Source organism: Streptomyces sp. NPDC088794 (genome assembly GCF_044750545.1).
In the GTDB taxonomy this organism is placed as follows: Bacteria; Actinomycetota; Actinomycetes; order Streptomycetales; family Streptomycetaceae; genus Streptomyces.
In genome coordinates, this window is record NZ_JBIVKB010000011.1 from 48,538 (window position 1) to 69,362 (window position 20,825).

At 71.0% G+C, this 20,825-nt stretch carries 22 protein-coding genes; 14 read left to right on the forward strand and 8 right to left on the reverse strand.

The window, feature by feature from the left end; all coding sequences use genetic code 11:
• The first annotated feature begins 82 nt into the window (after window positions 1–82).
• Together ACIP6U_RS28125 and ACIP6U_RS28130 are read left to right on the forward strand one after the other, a co-directional pair.
• Entirely contained in the window at window positions 83–823 is a 741-nt protein-coding gene (locus tag ACIP6U_RS28125; RefSeq protein WP_401723227.1) for an AsnC family transcriptional regulator, read from the forward strand.
• Between the two features lie 9 nt (window positions 824–832).
• Entirely contained in the window at window positions 833–1,156 is a 324-nt protein-coding gene (locus ACIP6U_RS28130; protein ID WP_401723228.1) for an Lrp/AsnC ligand binding domain-containing protein, read from the forward strand.
• Between the two features lie 3 nt (window positions 1,157–1,159).
• Here ACIP6U_RS28130 and ACIP6U_RS28135 read toward each other — a convergent pair whose 3' ends face one another.
• Window positions 1,160–2,611: a purine-cytosine permease family protein gene (locus ACIP6U_RS28135; RefSeq protein ID WP_401723230.1), complete on the reverse strand. Its 1,452-nt coding sequence runs from the start codon at window positions 2,609–2,611 to the stop codon at window positions 1,160–1,162.
• Between the two features lie 114 nt (window positions 2,612–2,725).
• Window positions 2,726–4,180 (reverse strand): glyceraldehyde-3-phosphate dehydrogenase, encoded by a 1,455-nt coding sequence (locus tag ACIP6U_RS28140; RefSeq protein ID WP_401723233.1) that lies wholly within the window; start codon window positions 4,178–4,180, stop codon window positions 2,726–2,728.
• 171 nt (window positions 4,181–4,351) lie between these two features.
• On the opposite strand from ACIP6U_RS28140, the gene gndA reads away from it, so the two are divergent.
• The 7 genes from gndA (at window position 4,352) to ACIP6U_RS28175 (ending at window position 10,515) form a co-directional block, all read left to right on the forward strand.
• On the forward strand, window positions 4,352–5,791 hold the full coding sequence (gene gndA, locus ACIP6U_RS28145; RefSeq protein WP_401723235.1) for an NADP-dependent phosphogluconate dehydrogenase: 1,440 nt from the start codon (window positions 4,352–4,354) through the stop codon (window positions 5,789–5,791).
• Between the two features lie 104 nt (window positions 5,792–5,895).
• A complete protein-coding gene (locus tag ACIP6U_RS28150; protein WP_401723238.1) occupies window positions 5,896–6,378 on the forward strand; it encodes a hypothetical protein in 483 nt (160 codons plus the stop codon).
• A 98-nt stretch (window positions 6,379–6,476) separates the two neighbouring features.
• Entirely contained in the window at window positions 6,477–7,982 is a 1,506-nt protein-coding gene (locus tag ACIP6U_RS28155; protein WP_401723240.1) for a purine-cytosine permease family protein, read from the forward strand.
• Window positions 7,979–8,536, forward strand: a complete 558-nt coding sequence (locus tag ACIP6U_RS28160; RefSeq protein WP_401723242.1) for a cysteine hydrolase family protein — start codon at window positions 7,979–7,981, stop codon at window positions 8,534–8,536. The genes ACIP6U_RS28155 and ACIP6U_RS28160 overlap by 4 nt, the downstream gene beginning before the upstream one ends.
• Window positions 8,533–9,240, forward strand: coding sequence for a GntR family transcriptional regulator (locus ACIP6U_RS28165; RefSeq protein ID WP_401723243.1), 708 nt, complete (start codon window positions 8,533–8,535; stop codon window positions 9,238–9,240). Before ACIP6U_RS28160 ends, ACIP6U_RS28165 begins: the two co-directional genes overlap by 4 nt.
• Window positions 9,241–9,288: 48 nt before the next feature.
• Window positions 9,289–10,005: a Type 1 glutamine amidotransferase-like domain-containing protein gene (locus ACIP6U_RS28170; RefSeq protein WP_401723245.1), complete on the forward strand. Its 717-nt coding sequence runs from the start codon at window positions 9,289–9,291 to the stop codon at window positions 10,003–10,005.
• 108 nt (window positions 10,006–10,113) lie between these two features.
• Window positions 10,114–10,515 carry an SseB family protein gene (locus ACIP6U_RS28175; protein ID WP_401723247.1) on the forward strand — a complete coding sequence of 134 codons (402 nt, stop codon included), beginning with the start codon at window positions 10,114–10,116 and terminating at the stop codon, window positions 10,513–10,515.
• 250 nt (window positions 10,516–10,765) lie between these two features.
• On the opposite strand, the gene ACIP6U_RS28180 is transcribed toward ACIP6U_RS28175, so the two are convergent.
• Entirely contained in the window at window positions 10,766–11,749 is a 984-nt protein-coding gene (locus tag ACIP6U_RS28180) for an AraC family transcriptional regulator (protein WP_401723250.1), read from the reverse strand.
• A 69-nt stretch (window positions 11,750–11,818) separates the two neighbouring features.
• On the reverse strand, window positions 11,819–12,331 hold the full coding sequence (locus ACIP6U_RS28185; protein ID WP_401723253.1) for an FAD-linked oxidase C-terminal domain-containing protein: 513 nt from the start codon (window positions 12,329–12,331) through the stop codon (window positions 11,819–11,821).
• On the opposite strand from ACIP6U_RS28185, the gene ACIP6U_RS28190 reads away from it, so the two are divergent.
• A complete protein-coding gene (locus tag ACIP6U_RS28190; RefSeq protein ID WP_401723254.1) occupies window positions 12,321–12,587 on the forward strand; it encodes a hypothetical protein in 267 nt (88 codons plus the stop codon). The two genes, ACIP6U_RS28185 and ACIP6U_RS28190, sit on opposite strands and share 11 nt — an antisense overlap.
• An 88-nt stretch (window positions 12,588–12,675) precedes the next feature.
• Window positions 12,676–13,089 carry a nitroreductase family deazaflavin-dependent oxidoreductase gene (locus ACIP6U_RS28195; RefSeq protein WP_401723256.1) on the forward strand — a complete coding sequence of 138 codons (414 nt, stop codon included), beginning with the start codon at window positions 12,676–12,678 and terminating at the stop codon, window positions 13,087–13,089.
• A gap of 19 nt (window positions 13,090–13,108) precedes the next feature.
• Here the strand turns inward: ACIP6U_RS28195 and ACIP6U_RS28200 are convergent, their stop codons facing one another.
• The gene (locus ACIP6U_RS28200) at window positions 13,109–14,026 is read right to left on the reverse strand and encodes an oxidoreductase (protein WP_401723257.1); all 918 of its coding nucleotides are present in this window, start codon (window positions 14,024–14,026) and stop codon (window positions 13,109–13,111) included.
• Between the two features lie 118 nt (window positions 14,027–14,144).
• Between ACIP6U_RS28200 and ACIP6U_RS28205 the strand changes: the two genes are divergently transcribed.
• The gene (locus ACIP6U_RS28205; RefSeq protein ID WP_401723258.1) at window positions 14,145–14,753 is read left to right on the forward strand and encodes a TetR/AcrR family transcriptional regulator; all 609 of its coding nucleotides are present in this window, start codon (window positions 14,145–14,147) and stop codon (window positions 14,751–14,753) included.
• Between the two features lie 40 nt (window positions 14,754–14,793).
• Here the strand turns inward: ACIP6U_RS28205 and ACIP6U_RS28210 are convergent, their stop codons facing one another.
• The 3 genes from ACIP6U_RS28210 to ACIP6U_RS28220 all read right to left on the reverse strand — a co-directional run bounded on the left by ACIP6U_RS28210 (window position 14,794) and on the right by ACIP6U_RS28220 (window position 16,815).
• Entirely contained in the window at window positions 14,794–15,201 is a 408-nt protein-coding gene (locus tag ACIP6U_RS28210) for a MarR family winged helix-turn-helix transcriptional regulator (RefSeq protein ID WP_401723260.1), read from the reverse strand.
• Between the two features lie 82 nt (window positions 15,202–15,283).
• Window positions 15,284–15,634, reverse strand: a complete 351-nt coding sequence (locus ACIP6U_RS28215) for a VOC family protein (RefSeq protein ID WP_401723262.1) — start codon at window positions 15,632–15,634, stop codon at window positions 15,284–15,286.
• A 149-nt stretch (window positions 15,635–15,783) separates the two neighbouring features.
• A complete protein-coding gene (locus tag ACIP6U_RS28220; RefSeq protein ID WP_401723263.1) occupies window positions 15,784–16,815 on the reverse strand; it encodes a LacI family DNA-binding transcriptional regulator in 1,032 nt (343 codons plus the stop codon).
• A 199-nt stretch (window positions 16,816–17,014) separates the two neighbouring features.
• Between ACIP6U_RS28220 and ACIP6U_RS28225 the strand changes: the two genes are divergently transcribed.
• Window positions 17,015–19,036 carry a beta-galactosidase gene (locus ACIP6U_RS28225; RefSeq protein ID WP_401723264.1) on the forward strand — a complete coding sequence of 674 codons (2,022 nt, stop codon included), beginning with the start codon at window positions 17,015–17,017 and terminating at the stop codon, window positions 19,034–19,036.
• 132 nt (window positions 19,037–19,168) lie between these two features.
• Entirely contained in the window at window positions 19,169–20,728 is a 1,560-nt protein-coding gene (locus ACIP6U_RS28230; protein ID WP_401723266.1) for a glycosyl hydrolase 53 family protein, read from the forward strand.
• Window positions 20,729–20,825 lie beyond the last annotated feature (97 nt).

Genomic DNA, 20,825 nt, shown 5'->3' on the forward strand with positions numbered 1-20,825 from the left:
AGTGCACGGGTCAACCGGATGTCACCATGCAGAATTCGCGCCGGATCCGTGCGACGCGTGCAGAGAAGTGCCGCCCCTGGACATGCAGGATCGTGCCGCGTTCGAGCTGGACGAACTCGACCGCGCCGTCGTGCACGCGTTGCAGATCCACCCCCGGGCGCCGTGGACGCTGGTCGGTGAGGTGCTCGGGGTGAACTCGGTGACGGTGGCCCGGCGCTGGCAGCGGCTGCGGGAGGCGGGTCTGGCCTGGGTGACCGCGTACCCCCGGCTCTCCGACGCGCGGTTCGTCGTGACCGCGGTGGTCGAGGTGGACACCGAGCCGGGGCGCGCCGAGGACGTGGCAGGCATCCTCGCCCGCGAGCCCGCGGTGGCGAACATCAAGCTCACGGCCGGCGGACGCGATCTCGTCCTGTCCGTGCAGACCACGGGCCTGACCGAGCTGGCCCGGCTGACCACGCGGCTGTTCCGGAGCACGCCGGGGGTACGGGCGAGCCGTACGAACGTGTCGACCGGACTGCCCGCCGAGGGAAGCCGATGGCGGCTGCGGAGCCTGGACGGCGTGCAGTGCGCGCGCCTGGAGGCGGCGATCCCGCCGGCCGTCGTCCCCACACCGGCCGCCGAGGCGCGCTGGGACGACCTGGACGCGCAGCTGCTGGGGTTGCTCAGTCAGGACGGGCGGATGTCGCTGCGCGACCTGTCGGCGGCGGCCGACACGAGCATCACCACCGTGCGCCGCAGGGTGCAGTCGCTGCTCGCGGCCCGGCTGTCCCTGCGCTGCGACCTGGCCCGGCCGCTGTCGGGATGGCCGCTGTCCGCCGTGTAATTCGCCTCGGTGCCCGGGCAGCACGTGGAGGAGACCTGCCGGGTCCTGGCCGGGATGCGGGAGGTGCGGGCGTGCGCGATCACCGCCGGGCCGCACAACCTGGTGATCGACGTCTGGCTGCGCGACCTGCGGGACGTGCACTCCTTCGAGGCCCATCTGGCGCGCCGGATTCCCCGCCTCGCGGTCGACGACCGGTCGGTGGTGCTGCGCACGGTCAAGCACATGGGGCGGCTGCTGGACGAGGACGGCCGCTGCGTGGGCGTCGTACCGCTGCGGCACCCGCAGGGACCCCGGGCGGTCGCCGCCGGGGAGGAGAGGATCCCGGCGCTGTAGCCCTCAGGGCTCGCGGTGCTCGTGCGCGGACCGCTCCAGTTCCTCGGCCTCCGCCTCCGCCAGCCGGGTCTCGGCGGCCACGTCGATCGACCGGGTCAGGAACCAGTACAGGACGGCGGACACCGGCAGTCCGACGAACAGGGAGATGTCGGCGCCGTCGAGCGCGTCGGCGATCGGCCCGGTGTAGAGCGTGCCCACGGAGAAGAACGGGATCATGACCACGAAGCCCACCAGGTACGAGATGATCCCGTGCCAGCCCCAACGCCCGTAGATCCCGCGGGGGTTGAAGATCTCGGCGATGGCGTAGTGGCCGCGCCGCACGATGTAGTAGTCCATGAGGTTCACCGCGGTCCAGGGGATGAAGAGGTAGAGGACCAGCAGCAGGAAGTTGTTGAAGTTGGTCAGGAAGTCGCTGGTCGCGGCCATGGCTCCGATCAGCGAGAGGGCCGCGGTGAGGCCGATGGTGAGCAGGCGGACGCCGACGGTGGGGCGGACCCGCTTGAAGGAGTCGATGGCGCTGATCAGGGTCAGCGAACCGCCGTACATGTTGAGCGCGGTGACGGAGATCAGGCCGAGGGCCGCGAACAGCAGCACGATCGCGCCGAAGCCGCTGAACACCTTGTCGCCGGCCGCGTTGATCGAGGCGACCGTGTCGAAGTCCTTGCCCGCCCAGGCCGCGAGCAGGGTGCCCAGGACCATAAGCCAGATGCCGCCCAGGGCCGAGCCGAAGTAGGTCCAGTAGAAGGTCTTTCGGACCGTCACACCCGGCGGGAGGTAGCGCGAGTAGTCGGACACGTAGATCGCCCAGCTGATCTGGTAGCCGGCGACCACGCCGAACTGGGCCAGGAACGGCGTCCACTGGAAGCCGCCGAGGTCGAAGGAGCCCGCCGGGTAGTGGAGCGTGACCAGGACGCCGACGGTGAAGACGCCGAAGACGACGAGGAAGGTGTACGTCAGGAACTGCTCGGCCTTGTGGATGACGTCGTAGCCGACCAGCGCGACGACCAGGGCGACGACGGTGACCACGGCCACCCACGGCTTCACGCCGCCGTGCACCGTGGTGTGCAGGGCCTCGCCCGCCAGGATCGTGTTGAAGACGTTGAAGCCCGCGTACTGGACATAGGCGAACAGCCACACCAACAGCGCGCCCACGTAACCGAATTGGGGCCGCGACTGGATCATCTGCGGCAGGCCCAGTTGGGGGCCCTGGGCCGAGTGGAAGGCCATGAAGAAGGTGCCGATCACGGTGCCCGCGACGATCGCGATGAGCGACCAGATCAGGTTGCCGCCCTCGGTGATGCTGATCAGGCCGACGGCGAGGGTGGCGATCTGCGCGTTCGACATGAACCACAGCGGGCCCAGGTGCCACAGCTTGCCGTGACGTTCGTCGAGCGGGACGTAGTCGATGGAGCGGGTCTCCAGGCCCGACACCCTGGGCTCTGCTGATGTGGTCATCACGCCTCCAGCGTGTGGATCCGCCCCTGAGGCCACATTCATGCCCCGCCCATGTCCGGTCAAGCGGTCATTACCGACCCTTGACCGGACGAGAGCCGAGGGCAGACGCCGAGGTCAGACCGCCGGGCTCGGGAACGTCGGGTACTCCACGCCGGAGACGTGCTGGACCACCCGGACGACCTGGCACGAGTAGCCGAACTCGTTGTCGTACCAGAGGTAGAGGATCGCGTTGTCGCCCTCGACCTTGGTGGCGCCCGCGTCGACGATCGAGGCGTGGCGCGAGCCGATGAAGTCGCTGGAGACCGCGTCGGGGGCCGTGGTGAAGTCGATCTGGCGCTTGAGCGGGGAGGTCAGCGAGACCTCGCGGAGGTGGTCGAGGACCTCCTCGCGGGACGTCTCGCGGGAGAGCTGGAGATTCAGGATCGCGATCGAGACGTCCGGCACCGGGACCCGGATCGAGCTGCCGGTGATCCGTGCCTTGAGGTCGGGCAGCGCCTTGGTCACGGCGGAGGCGGCGCCGGTCTCGGTGATGACCATGTTGAGCGGCGCGGAGCGGCCCCGGCGGTCGGCCTTGTGGTAATTGTCCAGCAGGTTCTGGTCGTTGGTGAAGGAGTGCACGGTCTCCACGTGCCCGCGCTCCACGCCGAACTCGTCGTCCATCGCCTTCAGTGGCGGCACGATCGCGTTGGTGGTGCAGGACGCGCAGGACAGGATCCGCTCGTCGGGCTTGACGGTGTCGTGGTTGACGCCGTGCACGATGTTCGGGACGTCGCCCTTGCCGGGCGCGGTCAGGACGACCTTGTCGATGCCGGGGCGCAGATGCTGCGAAAGCCCTTCCCGGTCACGCCACTTGCCGGTGTTGTCGATGAGGATCGCGTTGCTGATCCCGTACGTCGTGTAGTCGACCTCGGACGGGTCGTCGGCGTGGATCACCTTGATCGCGTTGCCGTTGGCGAAGATCGTGCCGCTCGCCTCGTCGACCGTGATCGTGCCCTGGAACTGGCCGTGGATCGAGTCCCGGCGCAGCAGCGAGGCCCGCTTGACGAGATCCTCGCCGGCGCCTCCGCCACTGCCGCGCACCACGATCGCGCGCAGCCGCAGACCGTTGCCGGAGCCGGCCTTCTCGATCAGCAGCCGGGCGACCAGGCGGCCGATGCGGCCGAAGCCGTAGAGGACGACGTCACGCCCCTCGCCGCGCTCGATCTTGTTGGCGCCCGTGGCACCCGCGACGGCCTCGGCCGTGAACTCCTCGACGCTCAGGGCGCGTTCGTCGCCCCGGTAGGTCGCGGCGAGCATGCCGATGTCGATCTGCGAGGGGCCGAGGTCGAGCGTGGTCAGGGCGCGCAGGAAGGGCAGCGTCTCGGTGACCGAGAGCTCCGCGCCGGCGATCTGCCGGGCGAAGCGGTGGGTCTTGAGGATGCTCACCACCGACTTGTTCACCAGGGAGCGGCTGTGCAGCAGCACGGTGACGTCCCGCTCGCGGTGCAGCTTCCCGATGATCGGGATCATCGACTCCGCGGTCTCCTCGCGGGTCTTCCAGTTGGTGAACGAGTCGTCGTTGACAGTCACAGGCTTCTCTTTCGAGCTAGGTGGCGCTCATATGCTAAACCCCTGGTCGTCCAGTCGTTCAGGCGGGGGTTCCGGCCGGAATCGAGACGATCCGGCCGCCGCTGCGTACCTGCGGGGGACGGGGCCGCCCGCCCCGAGACCGTCACCGGACCGATCCAAGGGACACAGAGCATGAACGCAAGCGCAGCCATCGGCGTGACCGGCCTCGGTGTGATGGGCCGCAACCTGGCCCGGAACTTCGCCCGCAACGGCTACACCGTCGCCGTCCACAACCGGTCCGCGGGCCGCACGCGCGCGCTCATGGAGGAGTTCGGCCACGAGGGCGCCTTCGTCCCCGCCGAGACGGCCGAGGAGTTCGTGGCCGCCCTGGAGCGTCCCCGGCGACTGGTGATCATGGTGCAGGCGGGCGCCGCCACCGACGCGGTCATTGACGAGTTCGCCCCGCTGCTGGAGGCCGGCGACATGATCATCGACGCCGGCAACGCCCACTTCGCCGACACCCGCCGCCGCGAGGCCGCCCTGCGCGAACGCGGCCTGCACTTCGTCGGCACCGGCGTCTCCGGCGGCGAGGAGGGCGCGCTGCACGGACCGTCGATCATGGTCGGCGGCTCGGCGGAGTCGTACGCCGTCCTCGGCCCGATGTTCGAGAAGATCAGCGCGTACGTCGACGGCGAGCCGTGCGCCGCCTACATCGGCAGCGACGGCGCCGGGCACTTCGTGAAGATGGTCCACAACGGCATCGAGTACGCCGACATGCAGCTCATCGCCGAGGCCTACGATCTGCTGCGCCAGGTCGCCGGGTACACCCCGCGCGAGATCGCGGACGTCTTCCGGCGCTGGAACGAGGGCCGACTCGGCTCGTACCTGGTCGAGATCACCGCCGAAGTGCTCGCGCACGTGGACGAGGAGACCGGCGCCCCCTTCGTCGACGTGGTCGCCGACGCCGCCGGGCAGAAGGGCACCGGCCGCTGGACCGTGCAGACCGCCCTCGACCTGGCCTCACCGGTCACCGCCATCGCCCAGGCCACCTTCGCGCGCGCCGCCTCCGGGCAGAGCGAGCTGCGTGCCGCCTACGCGGGCCTGCCCGGCGGCACCCGTCCCAAGCTCAGCCGCACCGAGGCCGAGCGCTTCGCCTCCCAGGTCGAGCACGCCCTGTACGCGTCGAAGGTCATCGCCTACGACCAGGGCTGGAAGATGATCCAGGACGCCGCCGCCGAGTACGGCTGGAAGATCGACCTCGGCACGGTCGCCCGGATCTGGCGCGGCGGCTGCATCATCCGCGCCTCCTTCCTCGACCGCATCCGGGCCGCGTACGCCGCCGACCGCGACCTGGTCAGCCTGCTGGGCGAGATGGAGTTCGCGATGGAGATCACCGACGCGCAGGTGCCCTGGCGGGAGACCGTCGCCTCGGCCGCCCGGCGCGGGGTCCCGGTCCCGGCCTTCTCCGCCGCGCTCGCCCACTACGACACCCTGCGCGCCGACCGTCTGCCCGCCGCCCTGCTCCAGGGACAGCGCGACTACTTCGGCGCCCACACCTACGGCCGTACCGACCGCCCCGGCGCCTTCCACACCCAGTGGGCCACGCCCGGCCGCCCCGAGACCACGGCCTGAGCGAACGGATTCGACCTGATCAGACCTGATTCGGTCGGAGTCGGCCTGCCAGCCGTCCCGGTTCCGGGCGTGACCATCGCCCGGAACCGGTCGTTCTCGCTTGCATGATCCACTTCAAGCGCGGACTCCTCACCGCCGCCCTCGCGCTCGCCGGCCTCGCGGTCCTGACCGCCCCCGCCGCCCACGCCACCGACAACGTCCCCTGTCACAGCCCCACCAAGCGCACCCTCACCGACCCCTCCAGCGGCCGTACTTGGCCGAACACCGAGGTCCGCTACTGCAACCTCACCCGGGGCCACGTGCCCGTGTACGCGACGCGCTCGCCGGGTTCCGCCGTGGTCGGCTACCTCGAACAGGGCGGCGCGGCCAACTGGTTCGTCACCGAGATGAAGGGCCAGACCTTCCGGGACGGGTCCGCCGAGAACTACTGGTGGGGCAGCACCATGGCGGACAACGGCCGTTGGGGCTGGGTGCCCGAGGTCTACTTCGCGGGCGGCGACAACAACGAGGACGACGCGGGGTTGCTCATGCCCGGCTCCTACACCTGCGCCAACGTGTGCCCGCCGCTGCCCTTCTGGGCGCGCTGACGTCCCGCGAGCGGGCGTTCCGGCGCTCGCTCCCGTCTTGACGCCCCCATTCGGCCGACCTAGCCTCGACTCAACACGTCTAGACAGGTAGGTCGATGATGGCCGATTCGCTGGACTCCACCGACAACAGATCCTCCGGCCGACAGCTCCAGGTGGAAACCCACGGGCTCGACGTGATCGGGGACGCCGAGCGCAAAGGCACCCCGAGGACGCTGTTCTGGCCCTGGTTCGGAGCAAATGTCTCCATTCTCGGATTGAGTTACGGGGCCTTCGCGCTCGGCTTCGGGATCTCCTTCTGGCAGGCGCTGATCGCGGGCGTGATCGGCATCGTCTTCTCCTTCCTGCTCTGCGGGTTCATCGCCGTCTCGGGCAAGCGCGGCTCCGCGCCGACCATGGTGCTCAGCCGCGCCGCCTACGGCGTACGGGGCAACCGGCTGCCGTCGGTCATCTCCTGGGTGCTCACCGTCGGTTGGGAAACCGTCCTGTGCTCGCTGGCCACCATGGCCACCGCCACCGTCTTCGACCGGCTCGGCTGGGGCGGCGGCACCGGGACCAAGGTCGTCGCCCTGATCGTGGTCGGCGCGCTCACCGTCATCGGCGGTGTGATGGGCTTCGACCTCATCATGCGGTTGCAGACCGTGATCACCGTCGTCACGGGTGTGCTCACCGTCGTCTACATCGCGCTGGTCGCCGACCACATCCACTGGCACACGGTCAACGCCCTCCCGGCGGGCTCCGCCCAGGAGTTCATCGGCGCGCTCGTCTTCATGATGACCGGCTTCGGGCTCGGCTGGGTCAACGCCGCCGCCGACTACTCCCGCTATCTGCCGAGGAGTTCGTCGAGCCGGGGCGTCATCGGCTGGACCACCTTCGGCGCCTCGGTGGCGCCCCTGTTCCTGCTGGTCTTCGGCCTGCTGCTGGCCGGCTCCTCGACCAAGCTCAACGCGGCCGTCGCCGCCGACCCGATCGGCGCCCTCACCACGATCCTGCCCACCTGGTTCCTGGTCCCCTTCGCCGTGGTCGCCGTGCTCGGCCTGGTCGGCGGCGCCGTCCTCGACATCTACTCCTCCGGTCTCGCCCTGCTCTCCGCGGGCCTGCGCATCCCCCGCTATCTGGCCGCGCTGGTCGACGGCGTCCTGATGATCGCGGGCTCGATCTACATCGTCTTCGTCGCCGACGACTTCCTCGGCCAGTTCATGGGCTTCCTGACGACGCTGGGCGTGCCCATCGCCGCCTGGTGCGGGATCATGCTCGCCGACCTGCTCCTGCGCCGCCGCGACTACGACGAGGGCGACCTCTACCGCCCGGGCGGCCGCTACGGCGACGTGTCCCTCACCGCGCTGCTGCTCACGCTGGTCGCCACGACGGTCGGCTGGGGTCTGGTCACCAACGCCGCCGCGAGCTGGCTGGACTGGCAGGGCTACCTGCTCGACCCGTTCGGCCTCGGCGGCAAGTCCGGCGCCTGGGCGTACGCCAACCTCGGGGTCCTCGTCGCCCTCGCCGTCGGCTTCCTCGGCACCCTGGCCCTTGGCCGCGCCCGCGTCCACGCACAGGAGGCGCTGGCACCGAGCCCGGCGACGGGGGAAGGGGTGCCGATCGCATGACTGCCGTGGACGGCCTGCTCACCGTCATCGACATGCAGCGCGTCTTCGCCGAGCCCGACAGCCCCTGGGCCACCCCGCGTTACGCCGAGGCCGCGGCGGGCGTACGGCGTCTGCTGCCGGCGTTCGGCGACCGCGTGGCCTTCACCCGCTTCGTGGCCCCCGCGAAACCCGAGGGCTCCTGGCGCCCGTACTACGAGCAGTGGCCCTTCGCCCGCCAGCCGCCGGACGCGCGCCTGTGGGACCTGACCGACGACTTCGCCGACCGTCCGGGCCACGTCGTCACCGCCACCACCTTCGGCAAGTGGGGTCCCGAACTCGCCCAGCACGTAGGGCAGGACGGCCGTCTGGTCCTGGCCGGTGTCAGCACCGACTGCTGCGTCCTGTCCACCGCCCTCGCCGCGGCCGACGCCGGTATCGAGGTGCTGGTCGCCGCCGACGCCTGCGCGGGCGTGGACGACGACTCGCACGCCAAGGCCCTGTACGTGATGGACCTCTACCGACCGCTGATCCGGGTGACGACCGTCGCCGAACTCCTTGAGGCGGCGGCCCCATGAGCGAAGTCCGCCTCAAGCACCAGCGGATCACCGAGGTCCTGGCCAAGGAGATCCGCAGCGGCCGCCGCCCGCCCGGGGAGCAACTGCCCGGTGAGCACGCCCTGGCCCAGCGGTTCGGGGTCAGCCGTACGACGATCCGCGCGGCCCTCGCCGAACTCAGCGAGGCCGGACTGATCGCCACCCGCACCGGCAAGGGCTCCTACGTCCTCTTCGACGACCGCCCGCTGGACGACCGGCTCGGCTGGGCCCGCGCCCTCGCCACCCAGGGCATCGACACGCGGGTGCGGACGGTGGCGGTGCGGGGCGTGCGCGAGGAGCCGCTCGCCGCCGAACTAGGCTTGCCCGAACCGGAGTTCGTGTGCGTGGAGCGGACGCGTGAGCTGGCCGCCGATGCCGTGGTGGTGTCGTACGAACGCAGCTTTCTGCCGCCCGTGCCCGGGATCAGGGAACTGCCGGAGCGGGGTCTGGCGGGGGAGACGCTCACCGAGGTGATGGGGCGGGCGGGGCTGCGTCCCGACCACGGGGAGCAGCGGCTGGGCGGGCGGCGGATAGACGCCCGCGAGGCGGAGCTGCTGCGCCGGACTCCGGGCGACTGGTTCCTGGACGCGCGCCGCACGAGCAGGGCGGCGGACGACTCCTTCGTGGAACATGTGGTCAGCCTGCTGGATCCCGAACACTTCAGGCTGACCGTCGAGTTCGGCTGAGCACCGCCCTGCGATGCCCGACACCTCTTCCGCTCAGGAGGCGCCTTCGTGGCAACCGTTCCGCCGCACCGCATCGCCCTGCTCGGCGGGGGCTTCACGCTCGACGAGGACGGACTGCTGGACGACTGGCTGCTCGGGCATGCCCGCGGTCCGCACCCCAAGGTGTGTTTCCTGCCCACCGCGAGCGGAGACTCCCCGGGCTACTCGGCGCGGTTCCTCCAGGTGTTCCGGACACGCCACGACTGCGAGCCGTCGGTACTGCCGCTGTTCGGGAGGGAGTTGGACGACGAGGCACTGCGCACCTTCGTGCTCGCCCAGGACGTCGTGTACGTGGGCGGCGGCAACACGGCGAACATGCTCGCGGTGTGGCGCGTGCACGGCGTGGACCGGCTCCTGCGCGAGGCCTACGACCGCGGCACCCTGCTGTCCGGCATCAGCGCCGGCGCCAACTGCTGGGCCGAGGCCTCCCACACCGACTCCTTCGGCCCCCTCGCCGCGCTGACGGACGGACTCGGTCTGCTCCAGGGTTCGGTCTGCCCCCACTACGACGGCGAACCGGGCCGTCGCCCCTCCTACCGGGCCGCCGTCGCCGGCCAGGAGCTGCCCGCCGGATGGGCCCTCGACGACGGGACGGGAGTCCTGTTCACGGAGGGTCGTCCGACGGAGGCGGTGACCCGGGTGGAGAGTGCGCGCGTGTACCGGGTGGAGCCGGACGGGCGCGGAGGCGTGCGGGAGCGCGCGTTGGAGTGTCGAGTGGTTCGCTGAGGCGCGTGGGGATTGAGGTGGTCGCGGTCGGGTACGCGTCCAGGACCCTGCCCCGGGCGATCTTGTCCCGGGCAGGCCGTTCGCACGCCCGCTATCAGGGGATCAGCCATGGAGACACCCGCCCACGACCACGCCGAGACACCCGCCCGCAGGGCGCTGGACGCGTTGTCCGTCAACACCGAGGACACGGCGGCGCTGGCCGCGCTCGCGAACAGTGAGGTGCTCGTGCCGGTGCCCGACGACGCGCAACAGGAGGCGGCCGCCGATCCGGCGGCCGTGGCGCTGCCCGTGCTGGAGCAGCCCGACGGAGCACCGGTGGTGCCCGTGTTCACCTCGGAAGGGGAGTTGGCCGAGCTGTTGCCGTACGTCTCGCGCTACCGTCTGGTGCCGCTGGCCGCACTCGCCTCGCAGTGGCCCGCCGAAGATCTCTCGCTCAGCATCGACGCCGGTTCCGCGCACCCGCTGACGCTCACCTCCGAGGGCGTACGGACCCTGCTGGCCCGGCCCTAGGGGTGGTGTTCGGGCCCGGCCACCGTTCGGAGGGGGAGCGGCCGGGCCCCTGGGACGGGCGCGGGCAGTCTCCCGCCCCCACGCCCCGGCTCACGCGCACAGCGGGGATGAACCGCGCCGACACCGTTCATCCCGCCGCCGTCACGGTCGCCGTACGGACGATATGCGGCCGTAGCGGCGCGGTCGCTCCGGAAAACGCGGGGCCTGTCCGTCTCGCGCGGGTTTCGTGTCCTTTCGCGCGAGGCCGGCCTCACATGGTCCGCAGTGTCTGCGAGGGCGGCTCCCCGAAACGGCGCCGGTAGCGCTGCGCGAAGCGGCCCAGATGGGTGAACCCCCACCGATAGGCGACCTCCGCCACGGTGGTCGTGCCCGGCGCGGAGGCCCGTAACTGGTCACGCACGCGCTGGAGGCGTACCTCGGTGACGTACGCCATGGGGGACATGCCCACGTGCTTGCGGAAGGCGTCCTGGAGGGTGCGCAGACCCACCTGGGCGATCGCCGCGAGCCCGGCCGCGTCGTAGGGCTCGGCGGGCAGTTCCTGTACGACGTCCATCACCCGTCTGACCGCTGCGGGCCGCATCGGCGGCGGGTACGCGAGGTGATCGCGGTAGTCGTGGTCCGCGGCCAGCAACAGGCCTTCCAGCAGCGTCTGTTCGAAGCGGTCCCGGATCAGCGGGTTCGACAGCAGGCCCTGGGCGACGTCCGCTTCGAGCAGGGTCCAGCGGGCCAGCGCCGCCCAGCTGCGGGCGGGCCCCCGCGTGACGTCGAGGGCGGGCGCGAACTTCGGCGGGCGCCGCAGCGGGGTGCCGAGCAGGGTCTCCAGACTGCGGTGCAGGGCGAGTTTGTCGACCTTCACGGTCAGCGCGTCGCAGTCGCTCGACCAGGTGTCCATCCGTATGTGGTACTCCGGGTCGAAGAACAGGGCTCGTTGCTCCGTGGCGTACCCGATGGCCCCGCCGCCCTGCTGCACGCTGCACACGCCCTCCAGCGGCACGATCACGTGGTAACAGCCCGGTTCGCCGAAACCGAACCGCATCTCAGTGCCGAAGGTGATCCGGCCTACGGTGAGCGCGCCGAGGTCGGCCACGTCCAAGCGGTTGGAGAAGTCGGCCCGTTCGCCCATCACCACGAGCCGCGCGTCGTAGTAGTGGGCCGCGATGGAGTCGTGCGTCTCCTCCACGGAGCGCGTCGCGTATCTGCTGAACTCCGCCGCCCGGTGCGCTGTCTCGGTCAACGTGGCCTCTCCCCGGTGCCCTCCTACACGTCCCAGATGAGCATGGCACCAGTGGCGGCCGGATATGCCTCAGAGGCTCTTGCCGGGGTTGAGGATCCCGCGCGGGTCGAACACCTCCTTCAGCCGTCGCTGCAACGCGTGGGCCGCGGGCCCGAGTTCGTCGGCGACCCACTGCCGCTTCAGCACCCCCACCCCGTGCTCGCCGGTGAGCGTGCCGCCGAGCCGCAGGGCCAGCGCGAAGATCTCGCCCGCCGCCTCCCAGGCCGCGTCGGGCAGCCGGTCGAGGGACGGGTCGACCACGATGATCGGGTGCAGGTTGCCGTCCGCCGCGTGTGCGATGGTGAAGACGGGGACGCCGTGCCGGGCCGAGATGTCCCGGATCTCCCGGGCCGCCTCGGCGAGCCGGGACCGCGGCACCGCGATGTCCTCGATCAGTGGCCGGCCAAGGCGCTCAAGGGCGGGCAGCGCGAGCCGCCGGGCGGCCAGCAAACGCTCGGCCTCGACCGGATCCTCCGTGGCCTCGACCGCCGAGGCCAGCGGCGCCAGGACCCGCTCGACGACTGCCGCCTCGATGGCCGCCACCCTCGCCGCGCACGGAGTGCCGGCCACGGTCGTCGGTGACGCCGGATATCTCGCGGGCGTCCTCGACATCGCCCGCACCGGCGAGGGCGTGGCCCTGCTCGCCGCCGTGGGACCAGCCCCCGACGGGCTCACCCCGTACGAGGGCCTGCCGGCGGTCACCCCCATCCCGATGAGTGCCCTGGCCCGCCCCGGCGCGGACCCGGCGACGACGGAGGCGGCCTTCGCGGCCGTACGGGATCTGCTGCGTCCGGAGTGACGTTCGGAGCCACCAGGACCTGCTGAACCGCCCGTTCACGGAGGAGGATCGTCCTCGGGACCCTGCACATCATGCGAAGGGGAGACCGATGACGGACCGTACGTATCTCAAGCCGCCGTGGATGCAGCGACACGTGGGCAACCGGCTGGCGCCGCTGTTCGGGCGCTCGATGGTGTCCAGGCTGTCGGTGCGCGGGCGGAAGAGCGGGCGGTGGCTGACGGTGCCGGTCGCCGTGCTGGAGCACGAGGGGGAGCGCTACCTCGTGTCGTACCGGGGCCTCAGCGACTGGGCGCTGAACCTGCGGGCCGCGCCCGAGTGCCGGGTGACCTCGCGCGGCCGGACCGAGGAGCTCGTCGCCGAGGAGGTGCCGGAGGCGGAGCGGCCGCCGCTGATGGTGGCCTACCGGGAGAAGTACGGCAGCATGCCGACGGTCTCCCAGGTGCTCACGGCGCTGCCCGACCCGGCGGACCATCCGGTGTTCCGGCTGCGGGCGCGGGCCTGACCCACGGGATGCGGTGCCGTCACACCGTGGCGGTCGCGGCCGGCTGCGGGAACGTGACGCCGGTCAGCTCCTCGGAAGCGGTCCACAGACGCCGGGCCGTCGCCGGGTCGCTGGCGGCGGAGGAGCGGCCGACCAGGGCCGGGGCGCCGCGCATCTCGGCGAGCCCGTCCGGGCCCAGGTAACTCGCGCCGGGCAGGTCCTGCGTGGCGGCGTACAGGGTCGGCAGCGCGCCGGCCTTGTTGTCCTGGGCCACGAAGCGGTTCCCGATCCGCATGAAGGCGCGGCGCAGCACACTGCCGTCATGGCTCTGGAGGTTGGTGGCGGCCCACCCGGGATGTGCGCTCAGGGCGCGTACGGACGAGCCCGACTCGGTGAGGCGGCGCTGGAGTTCGAGGGTGAACAGCAGGTTGGCCAGCTTGGACTGGCTGTAGGCCTTCATCGGCGCGTACTCGCCGGTGAGGTCCAGGTTGTCGAAGTGGATGTACGGGCTGCCCGGCATCCGGTGCGCGCCGGACGCCACCGTCACCACGCGGTCGGTGATGTGCGGCAGCAGCAGGTTCGTCAGGGCGAAGTGGCCCAGGTGATTGGTGCCGAACTGCGTCTCGAAGCCGTCCTTGGTGCGGGACTCCGGGACGTTCATGACGCCGGCGTTGTTGACGAGCAGATCCAGGTCGCCCTGCCAGCCGGCGGCGAACTCGCGTACGGAGGAGAGGTCTGCCAGGTCGAGCCGGCGCACCTCCACGCTGCCGCGCAGGCCCGCGGCGGCGGCCTCGCCGCGCTTCGGGTCCCGTACCGCGAGCACCACGTGGGCGCCCGCTTCGGCCAGCGCCGTGACGGTGGCGATGCCGAGACCGCTGTTGGCCCCGGTGACGACGGCCGTGCGGCCGGTCTGGTCGGGGATGTCGGTGACGTTCCACTTGCTGGGTGCAGTAGTCATGCCAGCCAATGTAGGCGCCGCCAACAATGCTGTCAACGACAACAATGGTGACGGCGCCAACAATGATGGCACTGGCAACAATGTAGGCAGTGCGTACGTGGTCGATACACTGGCGCTCATGCAGACCAGTCCTCGCCGTTACCACCACGGAGACCTGCGCGCCGCCCTGCTGGCGCGCGCCGAAGAGACCCTCCGGGAGAAGGGGACCGCCGCGCTGTCGCTGCGCGAGCTGGCCCGGGACATCGGTGTCAGTCATGCCGCGCCGAGCCGCCACTTCAAGGACAAGCAGGCGCTCCTGGACGCGCTCGCGCTGGTCGGCTACGAGCGGATGACCTCGGCGATGGCGGAGTCACAGGCCGACGCCGGGGGGACCTTCCCCAAACAGCTGGACGCGATGGTCCGCACGTACGTGGGCTTCTGCCTGGACAACGCCGTGCTGCTCGACCTGATGTACTCGATCAAGCACGACCCGGAGGCGTCCGCCGCCCTGCGGGAGGCGACTCGGAAATGGTCCGAGATCATCGAGCGGCTGGTGGTCGACGGGCAGCGCGACGGTGAGGTGCGGGAGGGATCCGTCGAGCGCGTCGGCATCCCGATCTTCGCGACCCTGCACGGCTACGCCGACCTGGCGGCGAACGGCATGCTCGCCCCCGAGATCACGGAGCACGGGCTGGACGAGGTGATCGCGTTCATGCTGCGGGGCTGCGCGCCGGACGGGCGCGCCTGAACGGACGTCGGCGGCGCAATGCCGGGCGGTCCGCCCGGACTCAGTCCCGCGCCGGGGACCCCTCGTCCAACATGCGGGCCAGCGCGGCCCGTTGGACCGGCAGCACCTGTGCGTGCAGATCGCGACCCTTGCCGGTCAGGGTGACGAACACCCCGCGCCGGTCCTCCGCGCAGACGGAACGCTCCAGCAGACCGTCCTTCTCCAGCCGGCCGATGAGCCGGGACAGTGCGCTCTGGCTGAGATGGACCCGGCCGACGAGGTTCTGCACCCGGCACTGGTCGCCCTCGCGGGGCGCTTCGGACGCGAGGATGTCGAGCACCTCGAAGTCGCTCGCGCCCAGGCCGTGCGGGTGCAGGACCCGGTCGATCTCGCACATCGTGCGGGCGTGCACGGACAGGATGTCCCGCCATCTCTCTTCGAGCCGGGTGTCGACGGTGTTCGCTGCCATACCCGCACGGTAACACCGAATCGGCCATTCATTGAGTGTGCAACTAGTGCGGGTGCATGCAGTATCGGCCCGGCTGCGGACCTCAGGCGGCCGGGTCCTGGAGCAGTCCGACGAGGTTGCCGTCCGCGTCCTTCACGAAGGCGATCAGCCGGCCGTTGCCCACGTCCTGGGCGTCCTGCAGCACCTCGGCGCCCGCCTCCACGAGCGCCGCGAGCCGCCCCCGGATGTCGGAGACGTGCCAGTACGGCACCGGTCCGGTCATGCCCTTCGCGTGGCCGTTGGGGTCGAGCCCGATGTCCTGCCCGCCGTCCTTGAAGCCGACGTAGTAGGGCTCGTCGGCGTACGGCTCCACTTCGAGCAGGGCGCTGAACAGGGCCTTCGCCCGGGCGATGTCCTTGACGGGGTAGATGATCGTCTGCGCGCCGGCAGTCATGGCGTACTCCTTCGCGTGGATGCTCCGACGGTTTTCGCCGGTGGTTTCACGCTAGGGCGGGGGAGGGCCGGCCGGCTTCTCGGAAACTGACCGGTTGCCGCACGGAGCCGGTGCCCACACCCCGTACGAACACGACCGCGGTACGTCCGTCAGGTCGACTCGCGCCGGATCAGCTCCGTCGGCAGGATCACCGCCGCCGGGTCCTCGCCGCCGATCTGGGCGAGGAGCACCCGGACCATCTCGGCGCTGATGCGGTCCCAGGGCTGACGGATGGTGGTGAGTTCCGGCCGGGCGGCCGCCGCGGCGGGGGAGTCGTCGAAGCCGCCGACCGAGACGTCCTGCGGCACCCGCCGGCCCGCGTGCTCCAGCGCCGTCAGGACGCCCTGGGCCATCAGGTCGGACGCGACGAAGACCGCGTCCAGGTCCGGTACTCGGGCGAGCAGCCGCTCGGCGCCCGCCTCGCCGCTGGCCCGGCTGTAGTCCCCGGACACGACGAGCCGTTCGTCGAACTCGACGCCCGCCTCGGCGAGCACCTCCTTGTAGCCGGCGAGGCGCTCCACGCCACCGGGGGTGTCGAGCGGGCCGGTGACCACGCCCACCCGGCGCCGGCCCAGGGAGATCAGGTGGCGGACCATGTCCCGGGCGCCGTCCCGGTCGTCGGCGGCCACGTAACTCACCTTCGAGCCGAGCCCTATCGGCTTCCCGCAGGCGACCAACGGCACGCCCGCCTCGCGGAGTTCCTCGGCGACCGGGTCCCCGAAGTGGCTGGAGACCAGCAGCACTCCGTCGACATGGCCCGCCGTGATGTACCGCGTGATGCGCCGCCGTTCGTCCTCGGTGCCCGCCAGCATCAGCAGCAGCGGGATGTCGTGCGCGGCCAGCGCCTGGGTGCAGCCGCGCAGTAGGACGTTGAAGTTCGGGTCCTCGAAGAACCGCTCCTGAGGCTCCGTCAGCAGAAAGCCCACCGAGTCCGAACGCCCGGTGATCAGCGATCGCGCGTGCCGGTTCACGACGTACCCGGTCCTGCGGATCGCGGCGTTGACCGCCTCCTGGGCGGCCGGGCTGACGTAGTGCCCGCCGTTGAGCACCCGTGACACGGTCCCGCGCGAGACCCCCGCCTCGCGGGCCACGTCATGGATCGTCGGCGGTCTGCGTCGGCCCCCCGTGTTGCTCATGGTCATGACTTTACGGCCCCGGGGCGCGGATCGAGATGCCGGAACCGCTGGATCGGTGAGGCCTGCGTCCTGTGGCTGGGAACGTGCACAGAACCGAACCGCTCCTGACCCTTGTCAGTGGTCGAGGTGGTGCGGTTATTGTGTGCTCGCACCGCCGCCCCTCTGTGTGCACGTTCCCAAATTCTTGACCCATCAGGAGAGCCCCATGCCGGAGACCACCCCCAAGGGCCTCACCAGGCTGGCCTTCGGCGGGGACTACAACCCCGAGCAGTGGCCGGAGCGCGTCTGGCCGGAGGACGTGCGGCTGATGCGGGAGGCCGGCGTGACGATGGTGAGCGTCGGGATCTTCTCCTGGGCGCTGCTCGAACCCGCGCCGGGGGAGTACGACTTCGGCTGGCTGGACCGCCTGCTCGACCTGCTGCACGACAACGGCATACGCGTCGACCTCGGCACCCCGACCGTGGCCCCGCCCGCCTGGTTCTACCGCGCCCACCCCGAGGCGCTGCCGGTCACCCCGGAGGGCGTGCGCCTGGAGTTCGGCTCGCGCGGCGCCATCTGCCACAGCAACGCCGACTACCGCACCGCCGCCGCGACCGTCACCACCCGACTCGCCGAGCGCTACGCCGCCCACCCGGCCCTCGCGCTGTGGCACGTGCACAACGAGTACGGCGTCCCCGTCTCGGCCTGCTACTGCGACTCCTGCGCGGCCCACTTCCGCCGCTGGCTGGCGACGACGTACGGGACGGTCGAGGCCCTCAACGAGGCCTGGGGCACCGCCTTCTGGGGCCAGCGCTACGCCGGCTTCGACCAGATCAACCCACCGCGCGCCACCCCGACCGTCGGCAACCCCGGCCAGGCGCTCGACTACAAGCGCTTCGCCGACGCCACCATGCGCGAGAACTTCGTCATGGAGCGGGACATCCTCCACCGCCTCTCGCCGGGCGTCCCGGTGACGACCAACTTCATGACCGCCCTCAGCCAGTGCGACTCCGTCGACTACTGGGCCTGGGGCCGCGAGGTCGACCTCGTCACCAACGACCACTACCTGATCACCGACGGCCGCCGCACCCACGTCAACCTCGCGATGGCCGCTGACCTCACCCGCTCGGTCGCCGGCGGCGCCCCCTGGCTCCTGCTGGAGCACTCCACCTCGGGCGTCAACTGGCAGCCGCGCAACCCCGCCAAGGCCCCCGGCCAGATGGCCTGCAACTCCCTCGCCCACGTGGCCCGCGGCTCCGACGGCGCCATGTTCTTCCAGTGGCGCCAGTCCCGGCGCGGCGCCGAGAAGTTCCACTCGGCGATGCTGCCGCACGGCGGCACCAAGACCCGCGTCTGGCGCGAGGTCGTCGAACTCGGCGCCGCCGTCGACTCGTTGACCCCGGTCCGCGGCACCCGCACCGAGGCCGACGTGGCCGTCCTGTGGGACTGGCACTCCTGGTGGGCGCAGAAACTCCAGTGGCGGCCCAGTGAGGACCACGACGCACGCGAGCGTGCCGACGCCTTCTACGCGGCCCTCTACGACCGGCACCTCACCGTCGACTTCATCCACCCGGAAGCCGACCTGTCGAGGTATCCCCTTGTCGTCGTGCCCGCGCTGTACCTGATGACGGAGGCGGCCGGGAACAACCTCAAGGAGTACGTCGAGCACGGCGGCACCCTCGTCGTCTCGTACTTCTCCGGCATCGTCGACGAGCACGACGCCGTCCACGAGGGCCCCGTCCCGGGCGCGCTCAGGGACGTGCTCGGCCTCACCGTCGAGGAGTTCGCGCCGCTGCCGGCGGGCGAGTCGACGCGGATCACCGGCCCGGACGGCTCCGAACTCAGCGGCGACGTGTGGACCGAGTTCGTCGTCCCGCGCGGCGCCGACACGGTCTGGACGTACGCCGACGGACCGGCCGCGGACCACCCGGCCGTCACCCGGCACCGGCTCGGCGAGGGCACCGCCTGGTACGTCTCCACCCGGCTCGGCGCCGAGGGTCTGGACGCGCTGCTCGGCTGGGCGAGCGAGGACGCGCGCCTCGCCCCGCCCGCCGATCTGCCGCCGGACGTCGAAGTGGTGCGCCGCACGGGCGAGTCGGGCCGCTTCGTGTTCGCGATCAACCACACCGCGTCGGACGCCAAGGTGCCGCTGGACGCGTCCGGCACCGAGCTGCTGACCGGTGAACGTGCCGCGGGCCGCCTCGCGGTCCCCGCGGGAGCCGTCCGGGTCGTACGACTCGACGGCTGAGCCGACTCCCTCCGCCCGCGCGAGCCGCGCGCCGCGGGCGGAGGGGATCTCGCACACCGGTTCCTCCCCGAACCCGGGCCGGGCGTGCGGGCACCCCCATCCCCATGCATGTCGAAGGGACGACGGACGACGATGTTCCATCCCAGACGCACTCTCAGGGCCCTGCTGCTGCCGCTCGTGGCCGGGCTTGCCCTCACCGCCCTGCCCGCCCAGACCGCGACGGCGGCGAGCACGCTGACCAACGGCGGGTTCGAGTCCGACGGGGCGGCCACGGCCGCGCCGACCGGCTGGTCGGAGTACGGCGACACCGGAGCCTCCTACACCGAGTCCGGCGGCCACGGCGGGAGTTACCGCCTGTCCCAGTACTCGGCGGCCGCCTACAAGGTGGAGACCTACCAGTACCTCTCGGGCCTGACCAACGGCAGCTACACGCTCACCGCCTGGGTCCGCTCCGGCGGCGGGCAGAACTCCGCCTACATAGCCCTGAAGAGCTGCGGCAGTGCGGACCAGCGCACCGATCTGCCGGTGTCCACCAGCAGTTGGGTCCGGATCGTCACGTCGATCAACGTGACGAACAACCAGTGCACCATCAGCATCAACAGTGACGGGAACGCGGGCAACTGGATCAATGTTGACGACCTGACCTTCGCGTCCGGTTCGACCGGACTGTCGATCAAGGGATCCGACATCTCCTCCCTCGCCAAGAGCGAGGCCAAGGGCGGCGTCTACAAGACCAGTTCGGGCACCAGCGGCGACGCGGTCACCATCCTCAAGAACGCCGGCATGAACTACGCGCGCCTCAAGGTGTGGGTCAACCCGGCCGACGGCTACAACGACAAGGCCCACGTGCTCGCCGTCGCCAAGCGCGTCAAGGCGGCCGGCATGAAACTGCTGGTCGACTTCCACTACTCGGACACCTGGGCCGACCCGGGCAAGCAGACCAAGCCGGCCGCCTGGGCGTCGCACTCGTACAGCCAGTTGAAGACCGACGTCTACAACCACACCTACGACGTGCTCAACGCCCTGAAGGCGCAGGGCACCACGGCGGACATGGTGCAGGTCGGCAACGAGATCAACGGCGGCATGCTGTGGTCCGACGGGTCCACCGGCAACTGGTCGCAGCTCGCCGGGCTGATCAACTCCGGCTACAGCGCGGTCAAGGCGGTCTCGTCGAGCACACAGGTCGCACTGCATCTCGCCAACGCGGGCGACGACGCGACCGTGCGCTGGTGGTTCGACAGCGCCAAGACGTACGGCGTCAACTACGACGTGATCGGGCTGTCCTACTACGGGTACTGGCACGGCTCGCTCGCCGCCGCGCAGACCACCCTCGACGACGTGGCGTCCCGCTACGCCAAGCCGGTGTTCGTCGCCGAGACGGCCTACCCCTTCCGGCTCGACAACGACGACTCGCTCGCCAACCAGATCGACACCACCGGTGAACTGGTCACCGGCTACCCGGCCACCACGGCAGGCCAGTCGGCGTGGATGAACGCGGTGGCCAACATCGTGGAGGCGGTCCCGAACGGCCGTGGCCTCGGCGTCTTCTACTGGGAGGCGACCTGGACCGCGGTCACCGGCAACGGCTGGGACCCGGCCGACTCCACCTCGGGCAACGGCTGGGAGAACCAGGCCCTGTTCGGCTACGACGACAGGGCGCTCCCGGCGATGGCGTGGTTCAGCCACCGCTGAACCACGAGGAGGGGGTCCGGTCGCAGGGGAGCGGCCGGGCCCCCGCCCGCTTTTCCGGGGCCGCCGGTGGACGGCTCCGGGCGCTCGGGGCCGCCCG

Bases quoted from the DNA above. Each gene is read 5' to 3' on its own strand.
- ACIP6U_RS28160 (WP_401723242.1), top strand. From the start codon at position 7,979: ATGACTGCCGTGGACGGCCTGCTCACCGTCATCGACATGCAGCGCGTC.
- ACIP6U_RS28200 (WP_401723257.1), bottom strand. From the start codon at position 14,026: ATGACTACTGCACCCAGCAAGTGGAACGTCACCGACATCCCCGACCAG.
- ACIP6U_RS28135 (WP_401723230.1), bottom strand. From the start codon at position 2,611: ATGACCACATCAGCAGAGCCCAGGGTGTCGGGCCTGGAGACCCGCTCC.
- ACIP6U_RS28190 (WP_401723254.1), top strand. From the start codon at position 12,321: ATGGCCGCCACCCTCGCCGCGCACGGAGTGCCGGCCACGGTCGTCGGT.
- ACIP6U_RS28165 (WP_401723243.1), top strand. From the start codon at position 8,533: ATGAGCGAAGTCCGCCTCAAGCACCAGCGGATCACCGAGGTCCTGGCC.
- ACIP6U_RS28220 (WP_401723263.1), bottom strand. From the start codon at position 16,815: ATGACCATGAGCAACACGGGGGGCCGACGCAGACCGCCGACGATCCAT.
- ACIP6U_RS28225 (WP_401723264.1), top strand. From the start codon at position 17,015: ATGCCGGAGACCACCCCCAAGGGCCTCACCAGGCTGGCCTTCGGCGGG.
- ACIP6U_RS28205 (WP_401723258.1), top strand. From the start codon at position 14,145: ATGCAGACCAGTCCTCGCCGTTACCACCACGGAGACCTGCGCGCCGCC.
- ACIP6U_RS28150 (WP_401723238.1), top strand. From the start codon at position 5,896: ATGATCCACTTCAAGCGCGGACTCCTCACCGCCGCCCTCGCGCTCGCC.
- ACIP6U_RS28125 (WP_401723227.1), top strand. From the start codon at position 83: ATGCAGGATCGTGCCGCGTTCGAGCTGGACGAACTCGACCGCGCCGTC.
- ACIP6U_RS28155 (WP_401723240.1), top strand. From the start codon at position 6,477: ATGGCCGATTCGCTGGACTCCACCGACAACAGATCCTCCGGCCGACAG.
- ACIP6U_RS28210 (WP_401723260.1), bottom strand. From the start codon at position 15,201: ATGGCAGCGAACACCGTCGACACCCGGCTCGAAGAGAGATGGCGGGAC.
- ACIP6U_RS28175 (WP_401723247.1), top strand. From the start codon at position 10,114: ATGGAGACACCCGCCCACGACCACGCCGAGACACCCGCCCGCAGGGCG.
- ACIP6U_RS28215 (WP_401723262.1), bottom strand. From the start codon at position 15,634: ATGACTGCCGGCGCGCAGACGATCATCTACCCCGTCAAGGACATCGCC.
- ACIP6U_RS28230 (WP_401723266.1), top strand. From the start codon at position 19,169: ATGTTCCATCCCAGACGCACTCTCAGGGCCCTGCTGCTGCCGCTCGTG.
- gndA (WP_401723235.1), top strand. From the start codon at position 4,352: ATGAACGCAAGCGCAGCCATCGGCGTGACCGGCCTCGGTGTGATGGGC.
- ACIP6U_RS28195 (WP_401723256.1), top strand. From the start codon at position 12,676: ATGACGGACCGTACGTATCTCAAGCCGCCGTGGATGCAGCGACACGTG.